Source organism: Pseudoalteromonas sp. TB25, from assembly GCF_000497995.1.
Classification (GTDB): Bacteria; Pseudomonadota; Gammaproteobacteria; order Enterobacterales; family Alteromonadaceae; genus Pseudoalteromonas; species Pseudoalteromonas distincta.
Window position 1 is genome coordinate 1 of sequence record NZ_AUTI01000305.1, and the last position, 2,274, is coordinate 2,274.

Below are 2,274 nucleotides of genomic sequence, written 5' to 3' on the forward strand. Positions count from 1 at the left end.
GGCAGGTACAATGTAGGTTCCCCACGATGAGGTAAAGTTAGCACCACCGGCAAGTGAGCCAAATGTTTGTCTAACCGATGCGCTTAGCATTGTATCGTCGATATTCATTTGTACTTTTTCAGTACGTTGCGGATAGCTTATTTTTTGAAATACTTGATGACCTAAAAAATCAGGTGACCACATAGCAACAGCGAGCACTGCAAACGGGAGTACAACAACAAAGCTTTCAAGCGTTGGCAGGCCAAGCATCCAACCTGTGTTTTCGCCCCACCAGTATGCTGGGTTCATATTTGGTAAACCCGGTGCAGTATGAAACTCAAAGGGTGCACCTAAAGCAAAAGCAACCATGCCACCAATAAGGCAGCTTAACGGCACGGCTAACCAACGCTTTTTAAAGTGCTCCAATAGCGCATACAATAAAATGGTGGCTAAAATAACAATAAACGCAATATGCGCCATATCAATGGCTTCAGCCCAAGCAAACAGCTTTTTAACTTGCGAAATAGTACCAATAAAGCCTAAATAAATGAGCAACCCGCCACACACACCTTTACTGGTTAGGCGCGCGAGCATACTTCCTCCTTTGGTTATGGCCAAAATAAAACCAAAGGCACCAATGAGTAAGCCAAACGCCATAGGGTGGCCGCCAGCAGCAACAACAATAGGGATTAGTGGAATAAGTGGGCCATGAGTACCAGCCAAGTTGGCTGTAGGTAAAATAAAGCCCGAAAATAAAATGATAAAAATAGAAACAATGAGTAATTCATAACGCACATTTTCTAAAACAAATGCATCGCTTAAACCAAGAGGCGCTGCAAATGTAGCTGCAATAGCCCCCACCATAACCACTTTACCAATAGTGCCCGCCATTGCTGGTATGGTGTCTTCAAATTCAAATCGGTAATCTCTAAACGGTAAATTAGGACGCCAGCGCTTAGGCTGCATAATTTGTAATTCGTGTTCGAGATACTCGTCGCGAGTATTAAACTCAGAGCTGGGTTTATGAAGCTGCTCGTAGCTTTGAGCATCCTTGTGCGTGTTTGATGGTGCATCACCGGGTGGTGTAGTTTGCATGCGTTCTCCTGCAACATTGTTGCTTAATCAAATAAATACGGCTTTTGTTAAAGCAAATGAATATTGAACATGCAGGGTAGATCAGCTTTTAGGCTGCTATGTATAGGCAAAAGGTCGTGCATGGTTGTTTTTAATACAGTTAATTTAAAAACTGCTTTACGTTAAAAATTATAAAACTACACAAAATGATTTAAAGTTATTATAAATCAATGGCTTGATTTTTATTTCAAGGAGTTTGATTACCGTTTATAACGGGAAATAGTGTTAATAGCAGGTTATTATCCTTTAGTCTTAGTGGTTGTTAAATGAGTGTTTTTATTGAAAATACGTTACGTGGTGAGGTAATCTCCCAAAAATATTACACACTAAAAGTTAAGAGCCTCTGCAATTGCAGAGGCTTATGTTTTAACTGCTAACTTTTACCAAATCATTTCTACAAATTCAGGGTGGTCGATATACGGGTTACGATTACCTTGAAACTCAAACGCTGCTTGGTTGCGGTCAAGTTCCATTTGGCTTACAGGATCGCTGTTATGCCAGTTAAGCAGCATGGCTACAACCCAGCTTTCAAACACTTGATTGCTTGAACCATTAAGTACAGCATTACTTGAGGTCGTTTTGGTTTGCCAAGCGCCTATTACATTTTCGTAGCGCGTTGCCATGTAAAAATAAGCGCGAGCAAAGTCACCTTTAAATTCGTCAATTGGCTCAAATACAGTACCTGAGTAATTTAATGAACTTGCGGCAGAACCTAATTTACTTCCGTTAGTTGATGTAAATGAAGCGCTTGCTACTTCACCAAATGGGAAATTACTACGTTTTGAGTTTACATAACCATCGGTTGCGTAAATATGATGCACATCTGAGTTCATTGGCTCAATAGTGCCGCCAAACCAGCTTTTAGGGAACGAATGCTCACGGTTGTAACAGCCGCCTTCTCCACTATAGTTACCACATTGATCGCTCACAGCAGTATAATTGTAGCTATCTGAACCGTTTGGTTTTTCGCTATACATATCTAAAATGCTGTTATCGTTTTCAAAGTATTGATCACGTGCTGATGAGTCGTAAAAATTCCAAATAGCCGAGTAACCCTGTGCATTATGATCTTTAATAATATTATAAAGCTCAGTTTTTAGTGTATAACCCGATAACCCTTGAGCAGTAACATAGTAGCCTGTGGGTGTTGGATTAGTCCCG

2 protein-coding genes are annotated in these 2,274 nt (G+C 40.6%); both read right to left on the reverse strand.

The genetic code is table 11. The features are described from left to right. A partial coding sequence (locus tag L652_RS0111280; RefSeq protein ID WP_024603456.1) for a DUF3360 family protein occupies positions 1-1,074 on the reverse strand: 1,074 nt, incomplete at its 3' end. Positions 1,075-1,493: 419 nt separating this feature from the next. Beyond that, on the reverse strand, positions 1,494-2,274 hold a 781-nt coding region (locus L652_RS0111285; protein ID WP_024603457.1), incomplete at its 5' end, for an endonuclease.